This window comes from Thioalkalivibrio sp. HL-Eb18, from assembly GCF_000364985.1.
In the GTDB taxonomy this organism is placed as follows: Bacteria; Pseudomonadota; Gammaproteobacteria; order Ectothiorhodospirales; family Ectothiorhodospiraceae; genus Thioalkalivibrio.
In genome coordinates this window covers 140,572-162,957 of sequence record NZ_KB822961.1, presented here as the reverse complement: position 1 = coordinate 162,957, position 22,386 = coordinate 140,572, and the positions used below count along the sequence as shown (strand labels likewise).

20 protein-coding genes are annotated in these 22,386 nt (G+C 65.3%); 7 read left to right on the top strand and 13 right to left on the bottom strand.

What is annotated here, in order from left to right; translation table 11 throughout:
• Window positions 1-64 precede the first annotated feature (64 nt).
• Entirely contained in the window at window positions 65-1,594 is a 1,530-nt protein-coding gene (locus tag F813_RS0102225) for a DASS family sodium-coupled anion symporter (protein WP_017925387.1), read from the bottom strand.
• Between the two features lie 167 nt (window positions 1,595-1,761).
• Between F813_RS0102225 and F813_RS0102220 the strand changes: the two genes are divergently transcribed.
• From F813_RS0102220 to ppk1, 4 genes are all read left to right on the top strand, one after another.
• The gene (locus F813_RS0102220) at window positions 1,762-2,343 is read left to right on the top strand and encodes a superoxide dismutase (RefSeq protein ID WP_012982357.1); all 582 of its coding nucleotides are present in this window, start codon (window positions 1,762-1,764) and stop codon (window positions 2,341-2,343) included.
• Between the two features lie 97 nt (window positions 2,344-2,440).
• Window positions 2,441-3,637, top strand: coding sequence for an acetylornithine transaminase (locus F813_RS0102215; RefSeq protein ID WP_017925386.1), 1,197 nt, complete (start codon window positions 2,441-2,443; stop codon window positions 3,635-3,637).
• Entirely contained in the window at window positions 3,634-4,548 is a 915-nt protein-coding gene (argF, locus tag F813_RS0102210) for an ornithine carbamoyltransferase (RefSeq protein WP_017925385.1), read from the top strand. The genes F813_RS0102215 and argF overlap by 4 nt, the downstream gene beginning before the upstream one ends.
• Before the next feature lie 77 nt (window positions 4,549-4,625).
• On the top strand, window positions 4,626-6,698 hold the full coding sequence (gene ppk1 / locus F813_RS0102205) for a polyphosphate kinase 1 (RefSeq protein WP_017925384.1): 2,073 nt from the start codon (window positions 4,626-4,628) through the stop codon (window positions 6,696-6,698).
• Here the strand turns inward: ppk1 and F813_RS0102200 are convergent.
• From F813_RS0102200 to egtD, 3 genes are read right to left on the bottom strand one after another with little or no spacing between them, the layout of a single operon-like run.
• The gene (locus F813_RS0102200) at window positions 6,691-8,190 is read right to left on the bottom strand and encodes an exopolyphosphatase (protein WP_017925383.1); all 1,500 of its coding nucleotides are present in this window, start codon (window positions 8,188-8,190) and stop codon (window positions 6,691-6,693) included. The two genes, ppk1 and F813_RS0102200, sit on opposite strands and share 8 nt — an antisense overlap.
• A complete protein-coding gene (locus F813_RS0102195; RefSeq protein ID WP_017925382.1) occupies window positions 8,191-8,682 on the bottom strand; it encodes a histidine phosphatase family protein in 492 nt (163 codons plus the stop codon). It abuts the gene before it with no gap.
• 17 nt (window positions 8,683-8,699) lie between these two features.
• Window positions 8,700-9,725 (bottom strand): L-histidine N(alpha)-methyltransferase, encoded by a 1,026-nt coding sequence (gene egtD, locus F813_RS0102190; protein ID WP_017925381.1) that lies wholly within the window; start codon window positions 9,723-9,725, stop codon window positions 8,700-8,702.
• A 74-nt stretch (window positions 9,726-9,799) separates the two neighbouring features.
• On the opposite strand from egtD, the gene egtC reads away from it, so the two are divergent.
• The 3 genes from egtC to F813_RS0102175 all read left to right on the top strand — a co-directional run bounded on the left by egtC (window position 9,800) and on the right by F813_RS0102175 (window position 12,551).
• Window positions 9,800-10,582, top strand: a complete 783-nt coding sequence (egtC, locus tag F813_RS0102185) for an ergothioneine biosynthesis protein EgtC (RefSeq protein ID WP_026148103.1) — start codon at window positions 9,800-9,802, stop codon at window positions 10,580-10,582.
• 66 nt (window positions 10,583-10,648) lie between these two features.
• A complete protein-coding gene (locus F813_RS0102180) occupies window positions 10,649-11,800 on the top strand; it encodes an SUMF1/EgtB/PvdO family nonheme iron enzyme (RefSeq protein WP_017925379.1) in 1,152 nt (383 codons plus the stop codon).
• 19 nt (window positions 11,801-11,819) lie between these two features.
• The gene (locus F813_RS0102175; protein ID WP_017925378.1) at window positions 11,820-12,551 is read left to right on the top strand and encodes an SIMPL domain-containing protein; all 732 of its coding nucleotides are present in this window, start codon (window positions 11,820-11,822) and stop codon (window positions 12,549-12,551) included.
• Window positions 12,552-12,569: 18 nt separating this feature from the next.
• On the opposite strand, the gene F813_RS0102170 is transcribed toward F813_RS0102175, so the two are convergent.
• The 9 genes from F813_RS0102170 to flgE all read right to left on the bottom strand — a co-directional run bounded on the left by F813_RS0102170 (window position 12,570) and on the right by flgE (window position 22,372).
• Window positions 12,570-13,256, bottom strand: coding sequence for a hypothetical protein (locus F813_RS0102170; RefSeq protein ID WP_017925377.1), 687 nt, complete (start codon window positions 13,254-13,256; stop codon window positions 12,570-12,572).
• Between the two features lie 85 nt (window positions 13,257-13,341).
• On the bottom strand, window positions 13,342-14,571 hold the full coding sequence (gene flgL / locus F813_RS0102165) for a flagellar hook-associated protein FlgL (RefSeq protein WP_017925376.1): 1,230 nt from the start codon (window positions 14,569-14,571) through the stop codon (window positions 13,342-13,344).
• A 26-nt stretch (window positions 14,572-14,597) separates the two neighbouring features.
• Window positions 14,598-16,520, bottom strand: coding sequence for a flagellar hook-associated protein FlgK (flgK, locus tag F813_RS0102160; protein WP_017925375.1), 1,923 nt, complete (start codon window positions 16,518-16,520; stop codon window positions 14,598-14,600).
• Between the two features lie 56 nt (window positions 16,521-16,576).
• On the bottom strand, window positions 16,577-17,632 hold the full coding sequence (gene flgJ / locus F813_RS0102155; protein ID WP_017925374.1) for a flagellar assembly peptidoglycan hydrolase FlgJ: 1,056 nt from the start codon (window positions 17,630-17,632) through the stop codon (window positions 16,577-16,579).
• Window positions 17,632-18,765, bottom strand: a complete 1,134-nt coding sequence (locus F813_RS0102150) for a flagellar basal body P-ring protein FlgI (protein ID WP_369759321.1) — start codon at window positions 18,763-18,765, stop codon at window positions 17,632-17,634. The genes flgJ and F813_RS0102150 overlap by 1 nt, the downstream gene beginning before the upstream one ends.
• 86 nt (window positions 18,766-18,851) lie before the next feature.
• Window positions 18,852-19,550 (bottom strand): flagellar basal body L-ring protein FlgH, encoded by a 699-nt coding sequence (gene flgH, locus F813_RS0102145; RefSeq protein ID WP_017925372.1) that lies wholly within the window; start codon window positions 19,548-19,550, stop codon window positions 18,852-18,854.
• A 4-nt stretch (window positions 19,551-19,554) separates the two neighbouring features.
• Window positions 19,555-20,343 carry a flagellar basal-body rod protein FlgG gene (gene flgG, locus F813_RS0102140; RefSeq protein ID WP_012982341.1) on the bottom strand — a complete coding sequence of 263 codons (789 nt, stop codon included), beginning with the start codon at window positions 20,341-20,343 and terminating at the stop codon, window positions 19,555-19,557.
• A gap of 35 nt (window positions 20,344-20,378) precedes the next feature.
• The gene (flgF, locus tag F813_RS0102135) at window positions 20,379-21,119 is read right to left on the bottom strand and encodes a flagellar basal-body rod protein FlgF (protein WP_017925371.1); all 741 of its coding nucleotides are present in this window, start codon (window positions 21,117-21,119) and stop codon (window positions 20,379-20,381) included.
• 29 nt (window positions 21,120-21,148) lie between these two features.
• Window positions 21,149-22,372 (bottom strand): flagellar hook protein FlgE, encoded by a 1,224-nt coding sequence (gene flgE, locus F813_RS0102130; protein ID WP_017925370.1) that lies wholly within the window; start codon window positions 22,370-22,372, stop codon window positions 21,149-21,151.
• Window positions 22,373-22,386 lie beyond the last annotated feature (14 nt).

Genomic DNA, 22,386 nt, shown 5'->3' with positions numbered 1-22,386 from the left:
TAGCGGCGGCGCAGCATAAAACTTGAGGGGCGTCACAGGAAGCCTGAAAGGCCGGGAGACGAACCTATCCCTGCATCAGGATGACCTCCGCCAGGGCGTAGACCGCAAGCGTAATCACGGCAATCGCCACCATGGAGAGCAGCGCCCCGCCACGGATCATGTCGATCACCCGCAGTCGATTGCTGGCGAACACGATCGCGTTTGGCGGGGTCGCGACCGGCAGCATGAAGGCCACTGAGGCCGCAAAGGCCACAGGGATCGCGAGGAGCACGACCGGGATCTCCATGTGCATCGCCAGCGCGGCCACCAGCGGCAGCAGCGTCGCAGCGGTGGCTGTGTTGCTGGTCACATGCGACAGCAACATGGTCACCACCACGGTCCCGGCAATAATCAGCAGCAGCGGCCATGTCTGGGCGGCACCCAGACCCTCGGCGGCCAGCTCCGCCAGGCCGCTCGCCTCGATGGCCGCGCCCAGGCTGAGGCCCCCGCCGACCAGCAGCAGCACCCCCCAGGGGAGCTCGCGCGTGTTGTCCCAGGCCAGCAGCCGGCGCTGGTCGGCTGCGCCCGAGGGCAGCAGGAACAACAGCCCGGCACCCAGGATGGCAATCCCGGCATCGGTCAGGTGAATCGGCAGGAGACCCTCCAGAAAGGGACGCGACAGCCAGGCCAGCGCCACCAGCAGGAAGACGCCGGCGACCCGGTATTCGGCCCGCGACCAGGCTCCGACCTCGGCACGCTGCTGGTCCATCATTGCCTGCAACCCCTGCAGGCGTACGCGATGGACCGGGAAGACCCAGCGCGTCAGCAGCCACCAGGCCAGCAGGAGCAACGCGGTGGCCAAAGGCAGGCCCAGCATCATCCACTGCACAAAACCGATCTCGATGCCATGCCGGTCGCCCAGATAGGCGGCGGTCAGCGCGTTCGGCGGCGAGCCGATGATCGTCGCCATGCCCCCGATGTTGGCGGCAAAGGCGATCCCCAGCAGTAGCGCCAGTGCGGGACGGCGCGAATGGGTGCCGATCTCGTTACCCGCGATGTGCGTATCACGATCCATCAGCGCCAGAACGGACAGGGCAATCGGCAACATCAGCGCGGCGGTCGCGGTATTACTGACCCACATCGACAACCCTGCAGTGGCCAGCATGAACGCCCCCACCAGAAGATGCAGGCGGTCCCCCGCCCGGCTGACGATCGCGAGCGCAATCCGCTGGTGGAGCCCCCAGCGCTGCACCGCCAGCGCGATCGCAAAGCCGCCCATGAACAGGAAGATGATGGGATTGGCATAGGGCGCGGTCGCCGCGTCCATCGGCATCACGCCGAGCAGCGGCAACAGGGCAATCGGCAGTAGCGCCGTGACGGGTAGAGGCAAGGCCTCGGTGATCCACCAGATCGCCATGAACAGGGTCAGCCCGAGCACCCACCAGGCCTCGCGTGCAACGCCTTCTGGCGGCGAGAAAAGCAGGAACGCGAGCATCAGGAGCGGGCCCAGGAAGAGCCCAATGCGCCCGCGCCAGGCATAGGCGCTGCGGGTAGGGCTCGCACCCGCCGCCGGAGAGTCGCCGTCCGATTGTTGATCGGCGTCGTGCGCGGACATGCCGTGGCTCCTTCACAATTCCGCAAACGTTGGCTGAACGATAACCAAGCCGCATCATCGGAAATTGCATCACCCGGGCAACGTGACTATCGTTGACGGGTTTCCTGGCGCGGCCACCGATGGTCGGCCAGCCGCAGTCTCGCATGTTTTCTTACAAGGAGTCTTTCATGGCCTACGAACTGCCCGATCTGCCCTATGCCAAGAACGCGCTGGAGCCGCACATCTCCGCCGAGACGCTGGAATACCATCACGACAAGCACCACGCGACCTACGTGACCAAGCTGAACGGCCTTCTGCCCGGTTCCGAATTCGAGAACGCCTCGCTGGAGGACATCATCAAGAAGGCCCCGGCCGGCGGCATCTTCAACAACGGCGCCCAGGTCTGGAACCACACCTTCTACTTCAATTGCATGGGCCCGGACGCCGGTGGCGAGCCGTCCGGCAAGGTGGCCGACGCGATCAACAGCGCCTTTGGCTCGTTTGATGGCTTCAAGGAGAAGTTCAACGAGGCCGCGGTCGGCAATTTCGGATCCGGCTGGACCTGGCTGGTGCAAAATAGCGACGGCTCGGTGGAGATCGTGAACACCTCCAACGCGGCCAACCCGATGCGGGATGGCAAGACCCCGCTGCTGACCTGCGATGTCTGGGAACATGCCTACTACATCGACTACCGCAACGCGCGTCCGAAGTATCTGGAAAACTTCTGGAACGTGGTGAACTGGGATTTTGTCGCCCAGCAGATGAAATAAAGTCGCGATAACGCGATTGGGTGCAGCCCCAGTGCGGCACCCTGGGCAGAAGCCGGCGGCTCGCTCGCCGGCTTCTTCATTTGGGAGAGCTTTGCTAATGAGTGACGTCCTGCAGAATACCTACAGCCGGCTGCCGGTTGCCTTCGAACGGGGGGAAGGCGCCTGGCTCTGGGATACCGAGGGCAAACGCTACCTCGATGCCCTGTCCGGCATTGCGGTCTGCGGCCTTGGGCACGCCCACCCGAAAGTGGCACATGCGATCTGCGATCAGGCTCAGACGCTGGTCCATACCTCGAACCTGTTCCGCATCCCCTTGCAGGAACAGCTCGCGCGACGCCTGTGCGCGCTGGCACGGATGGACCAGGCCTTTTTCTGCAACTCCGGCGCCGAGGCCAACGAGGCGGCGATCAAGCTGGCCCGGCTGCATGCCCGCCGCCGCGGCATCGAGAAGCCGAAGGTCATCGTGATGCACGGCAGCTTCCACGGGCGTACGCTCGCAACGCTGTCGGCCACCGGTAACGAAAAAATCCATGCCGGATTTGAACCCCTGGTCGAGGGCTTCGTGCACGTCCCCCATGGCGATGCCGAGGCCGTCGCGGCCCTGGGCAGCGACCCCGACGTGGTCGCCATCCTGGTCGAACCCATCACCGGTGAAGGCGGCATCCACGTACCCCCGCCCGGATACCTGCGGCGCCTGCGCGAACTGGCCGACCAGCACGACTGGCTGCTGATGCTGGACGAGATCCAGGCCGGGATCGGCCGCACCGGACACTGGTTTGCCTTCCAGCATGAAGGCATCACGCCCGATGTGATATCGCTCGCGAAGGGCCTGGGCAACGGCATCCCGATTGGGGCAAACTTGGTGGCCGGCCGTGCGTCCGGTCTGTTCACCCCGGGTACCCACGGCACCACCTTCGGTGGCAATCCCCTGGTCTGCCGGGCGGCCCTGGCCGTGCTGGACGTGATGCAGGACGAGGGCCTGTGCGAGGAAGCTGGACGACAAGGCGAGATCCTCCGCCGTCGGCTGGCTGACCGGCTCGAGGACAAACCGGGGGTCGTCGCCGTACGCGGACGCGGACTGATGATCGGCATCGAGCTGGATCGCCCGGCCGGGACACTGGTTCAGGCCGCCCTTGACGCAGGGCTGATTCTCAACGTGACCGCGCAGCGCGTAGTCCGGCTGCTGCCGCCACTGATCGTGGACGACACCCAGGTCGAGCAGATCGCCAGCACCGTGGCCGAGCTGGTCGGCTCACTGCTCGCGTCCGAAGTATCCCAGGAGGCACAGGCATGAAACCCCGCCATTTCCTGTCATTCCATGACCTCTCCGCGGACGAGACGCGCGCCGTGCTGGCACGGGCCATCGAACTGAAACGCCAGACCCACGCAGGCGAGCACCACGATGACATCCTGCGCGGCAAGACCCTGGGGATGATCTTCGAGAAGTCCTCGACCCGCACGCGCGTCTCGTTCGAAGTCGGCATGCAGCAACTGGGCGGCAACGCCCTGTTCCTGTCCCCGCGCGACACCCAACTGGGCCGCGGCGAGCCGATCGAGGACACCGCCCGCGTACTCTCGCGCATGGTGGACTGCGTGATGATCCGCACCTACGAACACGAGAAGATCGAACTGTTCGCCCAGCACTCCTCGGTCCCCGTGATCAATGGTCTGACCGACCGGGAACATCCCGCGCAGCTGCTGGCTGACCTGCAGACCTATCTTGAACACCGGGGCGACATCCGGGGCAAGCGCGTGGCCTGGATTGGCGACGGCAACAACATGTGCCACAGCTACATGTATGCCGCGCACCTGCTGGACTTCCAGCTGGTGGCGGCCTGCCCCGAGGGCTACGACCCGGAAGAGGACGTCGTGGGTGCCACGCGCGACCATTTCGAGCTCACCCGCGATGCGCGCGCGGCGGCCGAGGGTGCCGACCTCGTCGTCACCGACGTCTGGGCCAGCATGGGGCAGGAGCAGGAAAAGAGCGCCCGCCGCCGGGCCTTTGCCGGGTTCTTCGTGGACGCCGACCTGATGCGTCTGGCCAACGACGACGCCCTGTTCATGCACTGTCTGCCCGCACACCGCGAAGAAGAGGTCTCCACCGAAGTGCTCGAAGGCCCGCAAAGCGTGGTCTGGGACGAGGCGGAGAACCGGCTGCACGCGCAGAAGGCCCTGATGGAATTCCTGCTGACCCGCGGAGCCTGAGACCTTCGCCCGGCCTGTCACGAAACTGACATAATGCAGGCCTACACTCGGGACCCCACCCTTGCCCCGAGTCGTGCATGCCGGATGCCGACGTGACCGATACCGAGCTCTTTCTCAACCGCGAGCTGTCACTGCTGGAATTCAACCGGCGCGTGCTGGAACTGGCACGCGACCCGGGCTTTCCCCTGCTCGAACGCTTACGCTACCTGAGCATCTCGTCCACCAACCTCGACGAGTTCTTCGAGGTACGCGTGGGATCGCTGCGTCAGCAGATCGACCTGAACGTCCAGGCGCCAGGACCGGATGGCTTGTCCGCGACCGAGCAGCTGCGCCAGATCGCGCCCCGGGCCCACGACCTGGTCGACGACCAGTATCGTGCCCTCAACGACGAACTGATCCCGGCGCTGGCCGAAGAAGGCATCCATTTTGTGCGTCGTTCGCACTGGAGCGAGCAGCAAAAAGCCTGGGTTCGCCAGTTCTTCCACGAGCAGCTGCAGCCGGTCCTGAGTCCGATCGGGCTCGACCCCGCGCACCCGTTTCCGCGCATCCTGAACAAGAGCCTGAACTTCATCGTCACGCTCAAGGGCAAGGATGCGTTCGGCCGCGAGTCCGGGCGCGCGGTGGTCCAGGCACCACGCTCCCTCCCGCGTCTGGTGAAACTCCCGCGTGAGGTAGCCAGCGGCGATTCCGATTTCGTGCTGCTGTCGTCCATCCTGCACGCCCACGTCAGCGAGCTGTTCAAGGGTATGAAGGTCACCGGCTGCTACCAGTTTCGGCTAACCCGCAACTCCGATCTGTTCGTGCAGGAAGAGGAGATCGACGACCTCCTGAACGCGCTGGAGGGCGAGCTGCCGCAACGCAACTACGGCGCGGGGGTACGCCTGGAGGTCGCGGACAACTGCCCGGACGAGGTCGCGCAGTTCCTGTTGCAGGAATTCCACCTGGAGGCAGACGATCTCTACCAGGTCACCGGCCTGGTCAACCTGAACCGCATGATGGCCGTGTACGACCTGGTCGACCGGCCCGATCTCAAGTTTCCCCCATTCATCCCCGCCCTGCCGCGCACGGATGCCAGCGGTGAAAGCATCTTCGCCTCCATCCGCGAGCAGGACCTGCTGCTGCATCACCCCTACCAGTCGTTCATGCCGGTGGTGGATTTCCTGCGCCAGGCCGCCCGCGACCCGCGCGTTCTGGCGATCAAACAGACGCTTTATCGCACGGGCACCCAGTCACCACTGGTCGAAACGTTGATCGAGGCCGCGCAGTCGGGCAAGGAGGTGACCGTGGTCATCGAGCTGCGCGCCCGTTTCGACGAGGCCGACAACATCGAACTGGCGAACCGCATGCAGGATGCGGGCGTGCACGTGACCTACGGCGTGGTCGGCTACAAGACGCATGCGAAGCTCGCCCTGGTGGTACGTCGTAACGGCGACAAGCTGGTCCGCTATGCCCACCTGGGCACGGGCAACTATCACTCGGGCACCGCCAAGGCCTATACCGATTACGGCCTGCTGACGGCCGACCCGGTACTCACCGAGGACGTGCATCGCGTGTTTCAACAGCTCACGGGCCTTGGCAAGGTGGAGCGCCTGCGCGAACTGATCCAGGCGCCTTTCCGTCTGCACGATGCGATGTGCGAGAAGATCGAACGCGAGGCCGAGAACGCGCGCGACGGTCGGCCGGCGCGGATCGTCGCGCGCATGAACTCGCTGAACGAGACCGGCATCATCCAGGCGCTGTATCGCGCATCACAGGCGGGCGTGAAGATTCAGCTGATCGTGCGCGGCATCTGCAGCCTGCGACCAGGCGTGCCGGGCATCTCCGAGAACGTCGAGGTCCGCTCGGTGCTCGGCCGCTTTCTGGAGCACTCGCGGGTGTTCTATTTCGAGAACGGGGGCGAGCCCGAGCTGTATCTGTCCAGCGCCGACTGGATGCCCCGCAATTTCTTTCGCCGGGTGGAGGTCGCCTTTCCGATTCGCGATACCGCGATGCGCGACCGGGTCGCGGAGGAATCACTCTTCAACTACCTGCGGGATACCGCCAGTGCCTGGGCCCTGCAGGCCGACGGAAGTTACCAGCGGGTCCAGCCGGCCGCGGACGAAGCACCCCATTCGGCACAGCAGCAGTTGCTCAAAACCCTCGCTAGCTGAAGGTCAGCTCCAGGTCGTGGCGCGCCCACTGCCCGGCCTCTTCCTCCAGATCCGCCCGCGTGAGCGGATGCGCATCCAGCCAGCCAGCGGCAAAGCCCAGCACCAGCCCGCGTTCGCGTGCCTCGAGCCGCTCCAGCGGCGGCGGTTCCGGCGCGCGCGAGCGGTGAAGCAGCACCGCCAATCGCAGCAGACTGGCCAGACGCAGAAGGGGCTCGACCCGCGCCTGACGTACGTCATTGAGCAGTTTCGGCTTGAACGCGCGACGGTGCAGGCGCACCAGTAGCGCCAGTTCGTGCTGCTCGGGTTGCGAGAACCCCGGAAGATCGGCCCAGTTGAGGATGTATTCGCCGTGCTTGTGGTACTTGCTGTGCGCAAGCGCCAACCCCACCTCGTGCAGCTCGGCCGCCCAGTCCAGGCGCTCGCCGTCGCTCTCGTCCAGCCCCCAGCGGGCCCGGACCGCCCCCAGCAGCCGGGCCGCCATGGCCTGTACCCGTTCGGCCTGCGCCTCGTCCACGGCAAAACGGCGGCGCAGGTTGTGGATCGTCAGGCCCCGTACATCCTCGTGCCGGAAACGGCCCAGGAGATCGTGGATCACCCCCTCGCGCAGGGCACCATCGGAAGGATGCAGCCGCTCGATCCCCAGCGCCTCGAACGCCCCGATCAGCACTGCCAGTCCGCCCGCAATCACCGGTACCCGGTCCTCGGCCAGGCCCGGCAGCTCCAGCTTGTCCAGGCGCCCGACCTCGATCATGCGTTCGCGCAGGGTGCGCAACGCATCAAGCGTCATGCCCGGTGCCTCGTCGATCCCGGTCTCGCGCACGATACGATCCAGCGCCAGGATGGTGCCTGAGGCTCCCAACGCCTGATCCCATCCGGCTTCGCGGTATGTAGCGGCAATCGGCTGCAACTCCTGGCCAGCATGCAGCTCGGCGGCGGCAAACGCCCGGGGGGTCAAGTGGCCATCGGAGAAGTGCCGCTGGGTGAAAGTCACGCAGCCCATTTCCAGGCTTTCGGCGAGGATGGGCCGGAAGCGTTCGCCAATAATGAATTCGGTGCTGCCGCCGCCGATGTCCATCACCAGGCGCCGGCCCTCGTCATCGGCAAGCGTATGGGCCACACCCAGATAAATCAGCCGGGCCTCCTCGCGCCCGGCAATGATCTCCACCGGATGCCCGAGGGCCTGCTCCGCGGCGGCCAGAAAACGTTGACTGTCGGCCATCTGGCGCAGGGTATTGGTGCCCACGACGCGCACACTGCCCTGGCGTAGCTGGCGCAGTCGCTGGCCGAAACGTTCGAGGCAATCCAGTGCGCGGCGTTCGACCGTCGCATCCAGGCGACCGCGGGCATCCAGACCGCTGGCCAGTCGCACCGTTTCCTTGAGCCGGTCCATCTTCAGGACCTCGCCGTCATGACGCCGGGCCACGATCATGTGGAAGCTGTTGGAGCCCAGATCAACCGCCGCGACGGTCTCGCCCTGCCCGTCCGTGCCCATCTACCCGCGTTCTCCCGAGAGATCCTCCAGCGCCCGGCGGGGCAATAGCCAGAGCAATTCCATCGGACCGGGCAGACCACCTCCCAGGGCGCATGCCGAACCCTTGCCCATATGCACCCCGGAAGCACCCGACGGACAGCCCATCAGGCGTCCCGCCAGCGAGGAGAGGTCCGGCTCATGGCCGACCACCACCAGACTGCCGTCCGCCGGCAGGCGGGCGGCCAGGGCCTCCAGTTCGACACCAGCCACCTGCCCGGGGGCCAGCCATTTCTTCTGGCGCACCGGCACACCCAGTGCTTCGGCGATGGGTGCCGCCGTCTGACGCGCGCGCAGGTAGGGGCTGGTCAGCAATTCCACATGACCGGGAAGCAAGTGGGTCAGCGAGGCCCCCATGCGCCGGGCGCTCACCTGGCCGGCCTCGCTCAACGGCCGATCCCGGTCGGCACCTTCCCAGTCCCCTGCGTTGCCCGCCTGGGCGTGACGGACCAGCACGAGACGCGGGTTCCGGCTCATGCCTGAGCGCCCGCCGGGGCCAGCAGGAACAGGCTGTAGGCCTCGTTCGGCGCCGACCACTCCGCCACCTGCGACAGTCCGGCGCCGGACAGCAGTTGCTGCACCATCGGGCGCGTAAACTTGCGCGAGATCTCGGTGCGAATGGACTCGCCATCGGCGAACTGCAGGGTGGTTGCGGGTTCGGAGACCTGGACGGTCTGGTCACCCTGGGCGACCAGATGCATCTCGATGCGGGAATGCGCCTCGACGAACGGCGCGCGATGGCGGAAACCGTCGGGATCAAAGTCCGCTCCCAACTCACGATTGAGGACGGACAGCAGGTTCAGGTTGAACGCCGCCGTCACACCGGCCGCGTCGTTGTAGGCCGCCTCCAGTACGGGAACAGCCTTGACCCGATCCAGCCCGAGCAGGAGCCGATCCTCCGCGGCCATGGCAGCGCAAATCTGGGACAGCAGGGCGATCGCCTCCGCATCCTCGAAGTTCCCCAGGCTGCCGCCGAGAAAGGTGAACAGGCGCGGGGCCGTTGGGACAGGTGTCAGCGTGGGAAGGGCCGAAAGCGCGGCGAGATAGTCACCACACAGCGCCTCGATCACGAGTGTGGGGAATCGTCCCAGCAGTCGCTCGGCCGCCTCGTCGAGGATCTCTCCACAGACATCATTGGCGACGTAATACGGATCGTCGACACGCTCGTTCAACGCCGCTATCAGGTACTCGGTCTTGCGCGAGGTCCCGCTGCCGAGCTCGATCAGTGTATGGGCACCCGAGGCCTCGACGATCTCGCTCGCTCGGGACTCCAGCAGGGCGGATTCAAGACGAGTGGGGTAATACTCGGGCGTGTCGCAAATGGCATCGAAAAGCTGCGAACCACGGGCATCGTAGAAGTACTTTGGCGGCAGCCAGCGCGGTGCCTCCAGCATGCCCTCGCAAAAGTCCGCCACCAGCTCCGCATGCGGGTCACGCACCTGCACCACATGACGGGTGTAGCGCTCCGGGAGCGGCATGGCAGGACTCTCGGGCTTCATTGGCACATCCGTGCTTCGGGGTTCCCGGCACGCTACCATGAAACTTCCGACCTCCCAACCGCGAGTCCGCGCCAATGTGTCGCCATCTAGCCTATCTGGGCCCACCGCTGACACTCAGACGGGTATTGCTGGATCCACCGCACAATCTGATCGAGCAGGCGATTGCGCCGCAGGAGCTGGTTTACGCCCGCGTCAATGCGGATGGCTTCGGCTTTGGCTGGTTCAGTGAGGACGGCACTGCGCGCTGCTACCGGCGTGCCGATCCCCTCTGGCAGGACCCGAACCTGCAGGCGCTCGCCGAAACACTGGAAGAACCGCTGTGGATCTCCGCCATTCGCAGTGCAACCCCCGGGTTCGGAGGCGACACGGTCAATGCCCAGCCGTTCGCCATCGACGGGCTGCTCTACAGCCACAATGGCCTCATTGGCGGCTTCAGGCCGCAAATCCGCCGGCAGATCGAGAACCTGCTGACGCCCGAGATCGAAGCGGGCATCCAGGGCACCACGGATTCCGAGTACCTGTTCGCCCTGGTCCGCCAGTTCCTGGCGGATGACGAGAACGCCACGCTGGAAGGCGCCCTGGGCGAGGCCTTCTCGACACTGGAAACCTGGCTCGGCGACGAGATGGCCCTGCTCAACATCCTCCTGTCCGACGGGCGCCGTCTGGTCGCCAGCCGCCATGCGATCAACAGCCCCTGCCCCAGCCTGTACTACACGTCCGACGATGACGACTTCCCCGAGGACTCGGTAATCGTCGCCTCCGAGCCGTTGACGGACCGGGAGCGCTGGCGCCCCGTCCCTTCAGGACACATCCTGATCCTCGATCCTGACGAACCACCGGAACTCCTCGCGCTCTAGCCTTTCCACTCGGATATGAGCACCCCAGCATTCGACCCTCCAGCGAGCCTCGTCTCTTCTTCGTCCTTGCTGGACGACCTGGCCCGTCAGCACGAGCGCTTGAACACTGCACTGGAAAGCACACCCACCGAAATCTGGCGTAACCAGTACCACCCGGACCTTAGCCCGATCGGCTGGCACTACGCCCACTGCCACTTCATCGAGGCCGTCTGGCTGCGTGAACGTATTCTCGGGCACGCACCACCCCGCACGCGGGACTGGCATGACCTCTATTTCCCCGAGCTCAGCCCCAAATGGCGCCGGGGTGGACGCCTCCCCGCCCTTGATCGACTCATCCCATGGGGACGCGAGCTACAGTTCCGGCATCGCGACTGGCTTGCCCGCCACGCCGGGATCCTCGACCACCCGCTGATGGCCAACGAGTACCTGACGGGGTTCCTTGCCCAGCACCACGCGATGCACCTGGAGACCCTCGCTCAGGTGCGCTGGTTTGCCCGCCTTCGGGGGCCTGACCCTGCCCTCTCGGAGCCCCACCTGCAGGCGCCCGAGATCACCTCGCAATCCTGGCTCGAATGGGATGCCGTGCACGCCACCGTTGGCGGCGACGACGTACTGGTCTTCGACAATGAAAAGGGCGTTCACGGGAAGGAACTCGCGCCCTTTGCCATCCGGCGCGACCCTGTCACCAACGGGGAATGGCAGGCCTTCATGCAGGAGGCCGGCTATCACCGCCCCGAACTATGGAGCCGCGAGGGGTGGGACTGGCGCAAGGCCCACGACATCCAGGCCCCACTCGGGTGGCGCGGGTCCGGAACCGACATTGGCCTGCAGGTTCTGCCGGAGGGCATGGTCCAGCGCAACGCCGATGCCCCGGTGGTGGGCATATCCCGCTTCGAGGCCGAGGCCTTCGCCCGCTGGGCCGGCGCCCGGTTGCCCCACGAACACGAATGGGAACATGCCCAGCGCGAGGGATCACTGCGTGGCACTGGCCGGGTATGGGAGTGGTGCGGAAATCCGTTCGCACCCTATCCCGGATTCCGCCCGTTCCCCTATGACGAATACTCGGCCCCGTGGTTTGACGGCCGGCATTACGTCCTGCGCGGCGGCAGCGACTGGAGCGACCCTCTACTGAAACGCCCGAGCATGCGCAATTTCTTCACCCCCGAGAAGCGCCATGTCTTTGCCGGCGTACGCCTCGCACGTACGATGGAACCCTGACCCCACCGGAAAACATCCCATGAGCCGCTTCCTGTCCCCGCGTCCCCTTGTTGCATGCCTCTGGCTGAGCGCCCTGCTGCTGATCCCGGCTCTGGCAAATGCCGATAGCAACACCACACTGACGCTTTCCGGCCATGCCGAGCGCCAGGTCGAGAATGACCGCATGACGGTCCAGATGCAGGCACAGGCCCGTGCCCCGGATGCACGGGACGCCGCGGACACAGTGAATCGCCGCATGGAACAGGCGCTGGCTCGCGCGGAAGACTACGACACGGTCGAGGCCTCGACCCGCAGCTACACGACGCAGGCCATCCACGACCGCGATAAACCCGGCCAGATCACAGCCTGGCAGGTCCAGCAGACCCTGGAACTGGTCGGCAGTGATTTCGATAGCCTGACGGAACTTGTAGGTCTTCTTCAGGGAGATGAACTGACCGTTGGTCAGATCCGCTTTTCGCTCAGCCGCGAGACGCACCAGGAGCACCGCGAGGCCTTGTTGGAGGCCGCCATGGATGACTGGAAAGAACAGGCACGCGCGATTGCGCGTTCGCTAGGGGCGACCCACCTGCGCCCGGTGGAAGTGGAACTCGTCGACAGCGGCTATGACCACCCGCAGCCGATGATGGCGATGCGGGCCATGGACGAATCCGCCAGCCAGCCCGCGCTGGAGGCCGGGACCTCCACGGTGTCCGTCACCGTGCGCGCCAAGGTCGAAGCCCTGGGAGGCGAGACGCTGCGCGTCGACCCGTAATCGGTCGGCAAGAGCTGGCTAGCGCGCGAGGTGCAAAGCCAGCTCCCCTTCGCGCACATCGATGCTCTCGATGCCCGCGCGCAGGTGCTGGAAGGGCTCCAGCGCCAGCAGGTCCTCGTCTTTCAGGCCGCCCAGCCAGGCATCCGGCAGGGGGATGCCGGCGACGGATACGCCGACGAGCCGGGCGCGCAGTTCTTCGCCTTCGGTCTCGAAGCGAACACCGGAACGCACATTCAGCACGCGCCCGCCCAGAAGCGGCACGTCGGCCGGCACATCAATCCGCACGCGTGTACTCACCTGTCCCGGGGTCAGACGGACCGCCACCCGGCCGGCCAGATCCGGGTCGCGCGCGATCAGGGCATTCAACTCGCGCTCGCTGAACTGGACGATCCGCGCCTCGTCGGTCTCCTCATACAGCTCGGGAATCAGCGGCTCCGCGTCGGCTTCGAGATCAATGATCGGCTCACTGGGGGCTTGATCGGGGCGCGGCGCATCGGGTGCGGAGATGGCCTGCAGCTTGGCCTCGAGCTCCACCTGTTCCTGGTCGCTGAGGGTCACGGGCTTCGGCTCGCCCGACTGCAGCATCACCACACCCCAGAAAGCGGCCCAGATGACCGCCAGCACCAGCAGGACGATCAGATAGCGCGGGGGACGCCCCGTGGAGCGGTACTGGATCGGCGCGGAGGGTTCCTGGGATTTGGCCATTGCTAGGTCCCGTCCTTGCTGGACGCATCATGGGGATCGCAATATGGTCGCACAGACACCCACGCGTGTGCGCAGGCGCTTCTGCCTAGATGAAGTCGAACAGGGAGAGCCGGTTGACCTGGGTATAGGTCTGCTGGGCCGCCTGAAGCGCCACCTGCTGCTGGTTGAAGCGGCTGATCGCCTCGGCGTAGTCCAGATCGCGGATCTGCGACACCGCGCTTTCCAGATCCAGCAGCCGGTCCTCGTTGAGGTCCTTTTGCTGGTCAAAGGCCTTCAGCTTGCTCCCAAGCTCGGCACGTTTGTCGCTGAAGTTACCAAGCACGGCATCCAGATCCGCCAGTGCGGTGTTGCTGGCGCTGGCCAGATCCGCCCGCGCACTGGCGGAGTCGCCGCTGCGCTCCAGGGCATCGATAATGCGATCCAGCGTCTGGAACACGCTGAAATTCTCGGCCGGTCGCGATAGCACCTCGTCACCCGGCTCGGGGGTGCCGCTGATGGTCACGCTGCGGCCGGCGAATTCGATGGACTCGCCCGATACATAGGGGACATCGTCTTCCAGCGAAACAGTATCGCCGTCCTCGTCGATATAGGTAATGCTGTAGACAAGGTCCCCATCGCCGTTCTCGTCGAAGGTAATGCGGTAGTCGCGATCGTCCAGATCGGAAACACTGGTGACGCCGGTTTTCTGCAGCACCAGCGAGCCATTGTTCTCGACCACCTCGGCACCGACACGGCCATCGTTCTCCGGGATATCCATGAACACGGCCGCGCCATCGTGGCCCACCGCGATCTTGCGATCGGCCGAAACGGCCACCTCGCGCACACTCCCCGCACCAGAAGCCCCTTCGTACCGGATCTCGCCGTCGCCATCCTGCCGGAAGGGCTGATTCTGGGACTTGGTGCCAGCGAAAATGTATTCGCCATTGGGATCCTTGGTGTTGGCAACCTCCAGCAGGCCGTCGCGAATCTGGCGCAGCTCGTCGGCCAGATATCCGCGGGTCTCACGCGTCTGGCTGTCGTTGTTGCCGGTGACGACCAGCTCGCGCGCACGTTGCAGGGCATCGGTGCCCTGCTGCAGCAATGATTCCTGCTGCTGCATGCGCGGCTGGGTGTTCTCCATGTTGCGCTGGAACTGCTTGGTGGCCTTGATGATGCGCTCGAACTGGTTGATCTGGGTCGCGCCGCTCGGGTCGTCCGATGGCGACAGGATGCGTTTGCCGGAGCCCAGCTGCAGCGAGGTGCGGTTGAGTTCGCCCTGGCCGGCCTGGATCTGGTTGATCCCGCTCTGGAAGATCTGGGTCGTGGAGATACGCATCAGGTTTCCCTCGAATCACAAGTCGCCTAACGGCGGAACGCGCCCAGCAGGCTGTCGAACAGCGAGTTGCTGACCTGGATCACCTGGGCGGCGGCCTGATAGGCCTGCTGGTAGCGGATCAGGTCGGCAGCTTCTTCATCCAGATTCACGCCCGAGATCGACTCGCGCTGGGCCTTGGCCTGCTCCAGCTGGGCATTCGCCGAATCCAGCGCCACGTTGGCCTGACGCGTGCGCGTGCCGACGTTCGCGATCAGGCTATTGTAGGCATCGCCAAAGCCAGGGACCCGCCGATCGCCATTATCCGTCTCGATCGTGCGAGCCTCGGACAGATCAGCCATCTCGAGCATGTTGCGGTTATCGCCAGGGCGGTCACGATCCAGTTCGACCACAAATTCGTCGCCTTCCTCCGGCGCCCCTTGCAACGTCAATTCCCAGCCATCCCGCTCGATAACAGTTGGGCCATCATCATTCACCGAAAACTGTTCGCCATTGACCTCGTAGAACAGCTCACCGCCGTCCTCCACAACCGTAACCGTGATCGGATCATCCAGAACGGCAGGGTCAAAGGCGTCTCCTGTAACCTGAACTCCTTGGATCGTTGCATCACCGTTATTCCCGTCAGCAGCCGATGCCTGCAGGGAAGCTCCCGCCGCCGCGATACCCGAGGGGTCATCCAGGACAACGTCAAGATCGCGTGCGCCGTTACGCGTCGGCTGGATCAGCCAGTTGTCGCCCGGCTCGGCATCGTCCAATTCACTGATATCCACGACCAGGCCATCGGCCTCGAGGGTATTCCCGTCATTTGGGTCCAGCGTGTCGACGACCTGGTTATTGGAGAGGCGCACCAGCTGAAAGTCGCCATCGTCGGTGACCCGCAGGCGATAGTCCGATGTGGTCAACTCGTCGACATTGCCAAAGCTCACCCCGGGTACATCACCCGTGCTGTTGCTGGAGCGACCCCAAACCGCCGGCGAGCCAATCCCGAAGATGTCACCACCGATCTGGCCGTCGGCATCCAGGCCCTGGGCGTTCTGGTCGTTGAAGGCCTGGCCAAGCTGAGTCGCGACCTGGCCCAGGGTGTTCTGGGCGGTATCGATGACCGAGTCGCGGATCTCCAGCAACCCGCCGAGTTCGCCCCCCTGCAGAAAGCGGGTAATGTTCGCCACACCGCTGCCCGACTGAATCCCGACCTCTAGCTTGCCGGGGTCGCCGGAGAAGGAGTCGGCCACCAGCGACTGGCTGGTTCCTCCCAGCACCAGCGCCTGCCCGTTGCCGATAAACACATTCAGCGCGCCGTCGTCCTGCTCGACGGTGGTGACGTCGACCTTCTCCGCCAGCTGGTTCAGTACACGATCGCGCTGATCCAGCAGGTCATTCGGCGTGCCCTGGGTGCTCTTGGCCACGATCTCGCGGTTGAGACCAGCCAGGGACTCGGCAAGCTGGTTGACCTCCTTGACGTTGGTCTCGATCTGCCCGTTCACGATGCGACGCTGTTCTTCAAGACGCCCGTCGATGGCCTTGAAGCGTTCGGCCAGCGATTCCGCTTCGGTCAGGAACACGGTACGCGCCGCATTGGAGGTCGGGTCGTTGGCCACGTCGGAGGCGGCATCGAAAAAGCTCTGCAGCACGGGGGCCAGGCCACTGGCGTCATCCGCCAGCAGGTTGTCGATACGCCCGGCCAGGTCCGCCTTCGCCTGGGCGTTGGACTGCTCGGAGATGCTGGTGCGCAGCTGGGTATTGACGAAGTCATCCGAGATGCGACGGATGGCGTCCACGCCGACCCCCTGCCCCTGATACGAGCCACCCAGGAACTGCGGGTTCAGGTTGCCCAGCTCCGTGCGTTGGCGGCTGTAGCCCTCGGTCGCGGAGTTGGCGATGTTGTTACTGGTCGTGCCAATCGCACGCTGAAACGCCAGCAGTGCGGAGGTCCCAATACCGGAGACACTCATACCCCACCCCTCCCGGTCAGGCTCGCCCAGCTGGATTTATGTGTCTGCGACATGGTCTACCCCTCGTTTCGGGTAACGGCCGGCTCGGCCAATGCTTGAGTCGGTTCGGGATTCACATAGCCCGACAACTGATCGCGCACCCGCAGCACCTTGTCCGCATAGGCAGGGTCGGTGGCGTAACCGGCGTCCTGCAGCTCGCGGATGTACTGGACATCGTCGCCAGCCTGCAGGGCGCGGTGATAGCGCGGATTGTTGCGGATAAAGTCGACGTAGTCGGCGAAGGAATCCGCCGGATCGGCGTACGCGCGGAAGCGTGCCTGCTCGCGCTGGGCCACACCGTCACGGTACTCCAGAGTGCCCACGGCGACCTGATCCCCCTCCCAGCGGGCGTCGGCCTTGATCCCGAACAGGTTGAAGCTCGGCTGTCCGTTGTCGCGCGAGGGCACGTGGCGTCCCCAACCGGTCTCCAGGGCACTTTGTGCCAGCAGGATGCCGGGTTCCACGCCCAGATCGGCAGCCGCTTCCCGTGCCAGGGGTTCCAGCGTCGCAACAAACTCCGACGGGTCGCGCGGCGGCCAGTCGATCGCCAGCGGGCTCGGCGCCCCGCCCAGCCGCCGGAGCTCACCGGTTCCAGCCTCGGTATCGCCCCGCGCGGGTCGCATGGGCGCAACCGGCTCAAGCTCGCGTTGTTCATCGGACAGACGCCGGAAATTCAGGTCGCCCCGGCGTTGAGGAAGGTCCAGGGCCGCCAGGCGCTCGGGGTCCCGCAGACCCTGCCCGTCCTGCGGCTGACTCTGCTGCGACAGCTGCTGCATCAGCACCTCGCGCAGCCCAATCCCGTCGCCCTGGCTCATCGCCTTGGCGAATTCCTGGTCCTGCATCTCGAGGTACATCTTGCTCTGCTCGTTGTCGAACAGTCCGTCGCCCAGCGAGGCCTCACGCATCTGCTTGAGCATCTGGCCGATCAGCATCGCCTCGAACTCGCGAGCCACCGCCTCCAGCGCCTCGTCCCCGCCTCCCTGGGCGGCGCGTCCGAGGTCACGCAGGCCGCTCGGGTCGCTGGCCATGGCCGAGCGCGCCTGCATCGAGAGGTCATGACCGGAGGAGATCATCAGATGACCACCAGCTCCGCGCGCAGGGCGCCCGCCTCGCGCAGGGCCTCGAGGATGGCCACCAGATCCCCCGGCGCCGCGCCGACGTTGTTCACCGCGCGCACGATCTCGTCCAGCGAGGTGCCGGGGTCAAACAGGAACATGGTGCTGTCGTCCTGCTGGATGGCAATGTCGGTCTGCGGCTGCACCGCGGTCTCGCCCTCGGCAAAGGGCAGCGGCTGCACCACCTGCGGGGCCTCGCTGATGGTGACGGTCAGGCTGCCATGAGAGACCGCCGCCGGGGTCACCTGCACGCTGGAGCCGATGACCACGGTCCCGGTGCGCGAGTTCACGATCACCCGTGCCGGGGGCGCGCCTCGCTCGATGGGCAGGTTCTCCAGTTCGGCGACAAAGCCCACGCGCTGATCCGGGTTCTGGGGCGCGCGCACACGCACCGAGGATCCGTCCAGTGCATGTGCCACGCCAGGCCCAAACGTGTCGTTGACCGTCTCCACCAGCCGGTTGGCTGTCGTGAAGTCCGGACGGTTCAGGTTCAGGGTCACGTGGTCGCCCTGGGCAAAGGCGGTCGGCACCTCGCGCTCGACCGTCGCGCCATTCGGGATACGCCCGACACTGGGCACGTTCACGGTGATCCGTGACCCATCCTGGCCCTCGGCCCCAAAGCCACCTACGACCAGGTTGCCCTGGGCGATGCTGTAGGTCTGCCCGTCCGCGCCCTTCAGCGGTGTCATCAGCAGGGTCCCGCCCCTCAGGCTGGTCGCGTTCCCCATCGAGGAGACGGTCACGTCGATGCGCTGACCGGGCTTGGAGAACGGGGGCAGATCGGCTGTGACCATCACGGCTGCGACATTGCGCAGCTGCGGGTTGCCGGCCTCGGGGGTCAGCCCCAGCTGGCCGAGCATGTTGTTCAGGCTCTGGATGGTGAACGGGGTCTGGGTGGTCTGGTCGCCCGTACCGTCCAGGCCCACGACCAGGCCATAGCCCACCAGCTGGTTTTCGCGCACGCCGAAGACACTGGCCACGTCCTTGACCCGTTCGGTGTAGGTGCGCTCCTGCATCGCCGCCTGCTGCTGGATCGCTGTCTGGGCCTGCGCGCCGGCAATCCCGCCCAGCAACAGCCCCATGGCGACCATCAGACCGGGCAGCACGCGCCCTGCGATGCGGCGCATGCTGCGCTGATCCGACTTGTACCCTGTTCGTTGCATCTCGGATCTCCCGTTCAGAACGGCCACCAGGGGCTATTGAAGAAGCGGGTGATCCACCCGGGCGTGTTGCTGTCGGCCAGTACACCCGTGCCGCCGTAGTAGACCCGCGCATTGGCCACCTGCGTCGACAGGACGGTGTTGTTGGTGGTCACGTCCACCGGGCGCACGATGCCGCGAAAGCGCACGTATTCCTCGCCCTGGTTGATGCCCAGCCACTTCTCGCCCTGTACCACGAGATTGCCGTTCGGCAGCACCTCGGCCACGGTCACGGTGATTTCGCCATCCAGCTGATTGCTCTGCGCGGAGTCGCCGGAGCCATCGAAGTCGCGGGTACTCGTATTGCTGGCGCCAAACAGCGGGCGTCCCCGGTGAGTCGCCTCGCCACCAAAGGCCTGCAGGTTGCCCAGATCCAGGCTGGAATCTTTCTGCGTGGAGGTCGACGCGGACTTCTGTGCCTGGGTACTCTCGGCCAGGATCACGGTCAAAATGTCGCCCACCTGGCGTGCCTTGTAGTCCTCGAACAGGCCCTGAGACTGCGCGACCTGGTAGATGCCGCCATTGTTCTGGGCCTGCGGCACCGGCTGCGGCGGCATCACGGGGTTGTAGTCCGGGTTGTCCCCGGGCATCGTCGGCTGGGTGGCGGCGCAGGCGGTCAGCACGGCCACGGCCGCCAGGCCCAGGATCGGTCGCATCAGGGTCTCAAGGCGATTCATCGCGCTACCCGATCGTCTGGTTGACGAACTGCAGCGACTGATCGGCCGCGGAAATCGCCTTGGAGTTGACCTCGTAGGCGCGCTGCGTCTCGATCATGTTCACCAGCTCCTCGGCGATATTCACGTTCGAGGTCTCCAGCGAGCCCTGCACCAGGGTGCCGGTGCCGTTCAGGCCGGGCTGGGCCTGCTGGGCCACGCCGGAGGCCGCGGTCTCCTGGAACAGGTTTTCGCCGATCGCCTGCAGGCCGGCGGGGTTCACGAAATCCGCCAGCTGGATGTTGCCCAGCTCTACCGGCTCCGCCTGGCCCGGGATCTGCGCGGTCACGGTCCCGTCCTTGCCGATCGCCAGCGACTGGGTATCCGGCGGCACGAACAGGCCGGGCTGCAACGGATAGCCGTTCGACATCACCACCTCGCCGTCGGCATTGAGCTGGAAGCTGCCGTCGCGCGTGTAGCCGATGTCCCCGTTAGGCATCAGGACCTGGAAGAACCCGCGCCCTTCGATCGCGACGTCCAGCGAGTTGTCCGTCTGCTGCAGGTTGCCCTGGGTAAACATCTTCTCGGTGGATACGGCGCGCACACCCGTGCCGATCTGCAGCCCCGAGGGCAATTGCTGATCCTGGGTGGCCTGGGCGCCCGGCTGGCGTACGGTCTGGTAGATCAGGTCCTCGAACACCGCGCGATCCTTCTTGAAACCGGTGGTGTTCACGTTGGCCAGGTTGTTCGAGACCGTCGACATGCGCGTGTGCTGCGCGTCGAGGCCGGTCTTGGCAATCCACAGTGCCTGGTTCATGGTGTTCTCCTGTCAGTCCTGCAATGGGGGCCGCGTCAGCCGAGGCCCAGCAGCCGGTTGCTGCTTTGTTCCAGCGTGTTGGCGCTGTCCATCATCTTTACCTGCATCTCGAAGTGGCGAGACAGCTCGATCATTCGGGTCAGCGCCTCGACGGTATTCACGTTGCTGCCCTCGAGCATGCCCGAGACCACCCGCACCTCGGCATCCGGCGGCGCCTCGCCGCCGTCGGCCATGCGGAACAGGCCGTCATCGCCGCGCTCCAGTTCGTTCACGTTCGGGTTCACCAGGCGGATGCGCTCGATCGCGGCCAGGGCCTCCGGCCCCACCCCCTGTGGACGCACGCTGATCGTGCCGTCCGTGCCGATCTCGATCTTCTCCGACGGCGGGATCGCGATCGGGCCGCCATCCCCCAGGACCTGGTGCCCCTGTGCCGTGCGCAAGAGCCCGAACGCATCCACATGCAACGAACCCGCCCGGGTGTAGCCTTCCTCGCCGTCCGGGCCCTGCACCGCGATAAAGCCCTGGTCCTCGATCGCGATATCCAGATCGCGCCCGGTGCTCTGCATCTGGCCCTTGGAGAAGTCCGTGCCGTCGGTGCCCAGCTGGGCGTAGTCGCGGGAGTCGAATACCGGCCCGCGCACGGGCACGGTATTGGCGTTGGCCAGCGCCTGGCGAAAGCCGTCGGTATTGGCATTCGCCAGGTTGTGGTTGTTGACCGCCTGCGCGTGCATGGTCTCCTTCGCGCCGGACATCGCGATGTAGAGGAATCGATCCATGCCTGTGCCCTCGTGTCCCTGTCCCTGACCTAGCGGATGTTGATGATGGTCTGGGTGACCTGGTCGGCCGTGGAGATCGTCTGCGCATTCGCCTGGAAGTTGCGCTGCGCGGTAATCAGCTTGACCAGCTCCTGTGCGATGTCGACGTTGGACGCCTCCAGTGCGCCAGACTGGATCTGGCCCAGGTTCCCGGTTCCCGGAGAGGCGAAGACGGGGTCACCCGCCGCAAAGGTCTCGGCCCAGTTGTTGTTGCCCAACTGTTCCAGTCCCTGGGGGTTCGTGAAGTTGGCCAGGGCCACCTGCCCCAGCACGGAAGACTGGCCATTGGTGAAGCGCGCGAACACGACGCCGCTAGAGTCAATATCGACCCCCGTCAACCGACCCGAAGCAAAACCGTCCTGGCCGAGGTCGTTCACCGCAAAATCGCCGCCAAACTGGGTGGTGCCGGCAAAGTCGATCGTACCGTCCAGGCCATCCGCGCCGTTTCCGAATTCATCCGTGGTAAAGGCAAATTCGGTGTCGCCGTCCAGCTGGCCACTGGCGTCGAAGGACAACTCAAAACCGTCCTCGTTGATCGGTTCGCCATCAACGGTCATGAAGGCCGTCCATTCCCGCTCGTCGCTCTTCACAAAATAGAGGCGCGCGTCGCGCGAAGTCCCCAGTGAGTCATACACCGTCAGGGAGGTCGAGTAGTTGTAGCTGTCCGGATCATCGAAATCGAAAGTATCCGGGTCCAGGATGGGCGCGTCCGACTGCAAGTTGACCAGAGCCTCGATCTCGCTGGTGGCCTGCGGTGCGGAAGCGCCCGTCTGCAACCGAAGATCCCCTAGCTGCCCTGTATTGAAGTCGGTATCGGTGCTGCCCGGGTTAATCGGCGGATAGCCTTGGAGCTGTTGGCCCTGGTTGTTCACCAGGAACCCGTCGCGGTTCACCTGAAACTCGCCGGCACGGGTGTAGAGGCGGTTGCCACCATCGTTCAGCACGAAAAAGCCCTCGCCATCGATCGCAAGGTCAAGCCCGTTCTCGGTAAACTCCGTGCGCCCCTGCGAGAACTGCTGAGTGACGGCCATCAGCCGCGAGCCGCCACCGGTCGCGGTCTGGCTAACGCCACCAAAGCTCTGGGCAAAGACATCACCAAATTCCGCGCGCGAGCGCTTGAAGCCCGTGGTGCCGGCATTCGAGACGTTGTTGCCGGTGGTCTGCAGATCGGCCTGTGCCGAGTTCAGTCCGCTCAATCCGATGTTGAAGGGCATACTGGTCTACCTCC

Bases quoted from the DNA above. Each gene is read 5' to 3' on its own strand.
- F813_RS0102225 (WP_017925387.1), bottom strand. From the start codon at position 1,594: ATGTCCGCGCACGACGCCGATCAACAATCGGACGGCGACTCTCCGGCG.
- F813_RS0102220 (WP_012982357.1), top strand. From the start codon at position 1,762: ATGGCCTACGAACTGCCCGATCTGCCCTATGCCAAGAACGCGCTGGAG.
- F813_RS0102215 (WP_017925386.1), top strand. From the start codon at position 2,441: ATGAGTGACGTCCTGCAGAATACCTACAGCCGGCTGCCGGTTGCCTTC.
- argF (WP_017925385.1), top strand. From the start codon at position 3,634: ATGAAACCCCGCCATTTCCTGTCATTCCATGACCTCTCCGCGGACGAG.
- ppk1 (WP_017925384.1), top strand. From the start codon at position 4,626: ATGCCGGATGCCGACGTGACCGATACCGAGCTCTTTCTCAACCGCGAG.
- F813_RS0102200 (WP_017925383.1), bottom strand. From the start codon at position 8,190: ATGGGCACGGACGGGCAGGGCGAGACCGTCGCGGCGGTTGATCTGGGC.
- egtD (WP_017925381.1), bottom strand. From the start codon at position 9,725: ATGAAGCCCGAGAGTCCTGCCATGCCGCTCCCGGAGCGCTACACCCGT.
- egtC (WP_026148103.1), top strand. From the start codon at position 9,800: ATGTGTCGCCATCTAGCCTATCTGGGCCCACCGCTGACACTCAGACGG.
- F813_RS0102175 (WP_017925378.1), top strand. From the start codon at position 11,820: ATGAGCCGCTTCCTGTCCCCGCGTCCCCTTGTTGCATGCCTCTGGCTG.
- F813_RS0102170 (WP_017925377.1), bottom strand. From the start codon at position 13,256: ATGGCCAAATCCCAGGAACCCTCCGCGCCGATCCAGTACCGCTCCACG.
- flgL (WP_017925376.1), bottom strand. From the start codon at position 14,571: ATGCGTATCTCCACGACCCAGATCTTCCAGAGCGGGATCAACCAGATC.
- flgK (WP_017925375.1), bottom strand. From the start codon at position 16,520: ATGAGTGTCTCCGGTATTGGGACCTCCGCACTGCTGGCGTTTCAGCGT.
- flgJ (WP_017925374.1), bottom strand. From the start codon at position 17,632: ATGATCTCCTCCGGTCATGACCTCTCGATGCAGGCGCGCTCGGCCATG.
- F813_RS0102150 (WP_369759321.1), bottom strand. From the start codon at position 18,765: ATGGTCGCCATGGGGCTGTTGCTGGGCGGGATTGCCGGCGCGCAGGCC.
- flgH (WP_017925372.1), bottom strand. From the start codon at position 19,550: ATGAATCGCCTTGAGACCCTGATGCGACCGATCCTGGGCCTGGCGGCC.
- flgG (WP_012982341.1), bottom strand. From the start codon at position 20,343: ATGAACCAGGCACTGTGGATTGCCAAGACCGGCCTCGACGCGCAGCAC.
- flgF (WP_017925371.1), bottom strand. From the start codon at position 21,119: ATGGATCGATTCCTCTACATCGCGATGTCCGGCGCGAAGGAGACCATG.
- flgE (WP_017925370.1), bottom strand. From the start codon at position 22,372: ATGCCCTTCAACATCGGATTGAGCGGACTGAACTCGGCACAGGCCGAT.